Source organism: Aerococcus sp. L_32 (assembly GCF_050689315.1).
Genome location: NZ_JBOEQF010000259.1, coordinates 1 through 2,959, shown reverse-complemented (window position 1 = coordinate 2,959; position 2,959 = coordinate 1). Strand labels below are relative to the sequence as shown.

Below are 2,959 nucleotides of genomic sequence, written 5' to 3'. Positions count from 1 at the left end.
ACGAAACATGACGGGCGCTGAAGAAGTTTATAATCATGGTGCACCACTCTCTTATACGAATGTCTTAGATATTTCTATTGAAGGTGTCGGAGAAATGAGTCGCAACCGTGATGATGCGATTATTGAAGAAGTTGCCGGAGGTTATATTGTATATTATCTTTTTAAAGGCAAACCATCTGGAATTTTAACATATAATGTGAAAGTTGATATGGATAAGGCCCGTGAAATTCTTGTTAACCCACCGAAAAAATTAGATGAGCTAACGAGGATGTTGAAGCCTATTTAATTGATTTGTTGATTACTAGATAGCTTCAGAATTGAAAAAGATGATAAAAAGGAATATTTTATGGAAAAATTTTCAGATAAAGTATTATCATATTTAAATAAAAACAAAGATAAAGAGTTCTATATTTATTGTTTAGTTGATATTAGGAATGATAAGGATGAGATATTCTACATCGGTAAAGGGAAAGGCCAACGAGTCTTTAATCATGAGAAAGCTGCCTTTGATAAAAAGTCGGAATTGATATTAAAAAGTAAAGAAAAAACTGAAGATTTGAAAATTAATAGAATCAGAACTATTAAGGCAGAGGGATTTCCAATAAAAAAAGTAATTTTAAATTACTGGTTATCAGAACGAGAAGCGTTCGCGAGCGAAAACACTTTAATAAATTTATTTAACATTTTTTCGCCTCGAAACCTAACAAATAAAGTAAATGGGCATGGAGTCCGGGGAACTGAAGTGGGTGATTTGGAAAGACAGTTTGGAAGTATCCCAATGTCCAAAATTGAATTACAAACTGACGAACTTATACTTGCTGTCAAGATAACAGACTCCCTCCAGTTAGATAAGGATGAAACGTATGATTACCCTTTCTACTATAGAGATGATCATAATCTTAAATCTAGAACGTTAGGGACTTGGAAAGTTGCGAAAAATAAAGCTGAAAAAGTTAAATATATTTTAGGAATCAATACGGGGATAAATAATACAGTGGTTTCTGCTTATGAAGTGACAGGATTTGAACCAGGTATTGATGAAAAAGGTCGACAACGTTTTTGTTTTCACTCAAATTCAAAGAGTGAAAATATAATGAAAGCATTAGGGGTATATCAAAGAGCAATATATGATTTAGAATTTGGGAGTGGTCAGTCAATAGTTTATATTAATAATCATTCAAACCACATTTCCAATACACTATAATCAATTATTACATGCCCAACATGACATGTGGAGTGTGTAGTATTGATGTCAAGGGTCGATAAGTAAGAGTGTAAGCGGTATTAGAGGCGATTAATGAGTTCATAGGAGATAAAGGTAACTACTTGAAAGTTTTGGAGAAAAATATTACCCAAGTTCTTAATAACAAATACGATGAAACAGCGGAAGATGTTGATAATCAGTTACACGATTTACAAAAGCAGTTATATCAATTTGCGAATCAGAAAGAAGATTATGAACGCATAGCAGAGCGAATATTTAAACTTCGAGAACGGAAGCAGCAACTTTTAATAGAAAATGCGACGAATGAGGAGAAACGCAGGCGACTATCGGATATTAAAGCTTTACTAAAAACACAGCATATCAAACTTGAAGATTACGATGAAAGTTTAGTTAATCGATTAGTGACGGGTGTCGTTATTAAAGATAGTGTTATTGAAGTGGAGTTGAAAACCGGGGATTGTATTACCAAAGAAAAATATGATAGACAGAAATAAAGAGAATGAGTATGAAATTATTGTGAAAAAATTAATGAGATGGGGGACTCTAATAATAGAAAGTGGTAATGGAATTTTATTTCATTTATATTTGGAAGTTAACTATAAGAATAAATGGAGCAAAATAGCGTTTCGTTTCCTCATATAAGAACAAAACGCTATAAATTAATTTTTTCAATTGGAATCCAAAGTTGCATCGGAAAGTTCGTATCATCTGTGAATTTATTCGGGTAATATTCTAAATCAAACTTTCCTATATAGGTGTAACCACTCTCAGGTAAAAACTTGTTCAATATATAATTCCAAGCATGATATAGTGACTCTGGAAATCGGCCAAAACATGGTATGATGGCAAAAGTTGTGGATGGGATTAAGGTCACTTGTAGAGGTAGGTGATTAACTAACTCTGGATTTTTGATTTCCCATCCGGCCATATAAGTTAATGTACCATTGTTATTAATCCCGTAGGATACTCCGAAGCTATTACCAGTGCTAACTTTAATTAATTTATTTACCAAATTAGATTCAGTTAACTGTCTCCATAGCTTTGAAATTTCAGGACTATTAGCCGATGTATTAATTGAAAGACCAGCGACATAAAAATCGGGTAATGTGATGATTTCTAAAGGTAACTCTTTCCCACCTTGGATTGTTATTGACAACTCCAATTTATCAATAAACCTAAAGGATGCACCTTTACGTACTGCTGAAGGCGTATTTTCGTGAAATTTCTTAAATGCAGTCGTGAAAGCTTCGTGAGTTTCATAGCCATACTTCAGAGCGATTTCAAGTACGCTAAACTTAGAATGTTGTAGGTCAAAGGCAGCTTTAGATAATCTTCGTTTTCTGATGTATTCTGAAGTCGTCATATTAAAGATTACTGGGAAAATACGCTGCAAAGTACTATTTGTTAAAGATAAACCTTTACAGAGCTGATTGTAATCGATTTCGTAATCTAGATTTTCTTCAATTCGGTTGATGACTTGTACCAAATCATTCATAAAAACACTCCCTTCTTAATAATTTTATCACTGTCAAAATTTCTTGTAAAACCCTAAAATCTCGTACAAAGAATGATAAGAAAAAATTTATGCATACTACTAAACTATGATATATCAAAACAAGGAGGTAAGAGTATGGATTTATTTTACGGAGATATACCCTTATGTTACACGAAATCACTTGCAATGGCTTTGAGTTCTTATGGGTACAATATCTATCCAGAATACTTAGAAGGTAT

General features: G+C 32.9%; 3 protein-coding genes and 2 pseudogenes. 4 read left to right on the top strand and 1 reads right to left on the bottom strand.

The window, feature by feature from the left end:
* The 3 genes and pseudogenes from ACRCJ0_RS11445 to ACRCJ0_RS11435 all read left to right on the top strand — a co-directional run.
* A pseudogene (locus tag ACRCJ0_RS11445) lies at positions 1 to 286 on the top strand (NAD(P)/FAD-dependent oxidoreductase); the annotation flags it as partial.
* A gap of 60 nt (positions 287 to 346) precedes the next feature.
* A complete protein-coding gene (locus ACRCJ0_RS11440) occupies positions 347 to 1,204 on the top strand; it encodes an LEM-3-like GIY-YIG domain-containing protein (RefSeq protein ID WP_419971746.1) in 858 nt (285 codons plus the stop codon).
* A gap of 122 nt (positions 1,205 to 1,326) precedes the next feature.
* Positions 1,327 to 1,719 (top strand): DNA recombinase, encoded by a 393-nt coding sequence (locus ACRCJ0_RS11435; protein WP_419971745.1) that lies wholly within the window; start codon positions 1,327 to 1,329, stop codon positions 1,717 to 1,719.
* A gap of 158 nt (positions 1,720 to 1,877) precedes the next feature.
* Here the strand turns inward: ACRCJ0_RS11435 and ACRCJ0_RS11430 are convergent, their stop codons facing one another.
* On the bottom strand, positions 1,878 to 2,720 hold the full coding sequence (locus ACRCJ0_RS11430) for an AraC family transcriptional regulator (RefSeq protein WP_419971744.1): 843 nt from the start codon (positions 2,718 to 2,720) through the stop codon (positions 1,878 to 1,880).
* Between the two features lie 135 nt (positions 2,721 to 2,855).
* Here ACRCJ0_RS11430 and ACRCJ0_RS11425 point away from each other — a divergent pair.
* A pseudogene (locus ACRCJ0_RS11425) lies at positions 2,856 to 2,959 on the top strand (DNA repair protein RadC); the annotation flags it as partial.

Bases quoted from the DNA above. Each gene is read 5' to 3' on its own strand.
- ACRCJ0_RS11440 (WP_419971746.1), top strand. From the start codon at position 347: ATGGAAAAATTTTCAGATAAAGTATTATCATATTTAAATAAAAACAAA.
- ACRCJ0_RS11430 (WP_419971744.1), bottom strand. From the start codon at position 2,720: ATGAATGATTTGGTACAAGTCATCAACCGAATTGAAGAAAATCTAGAT.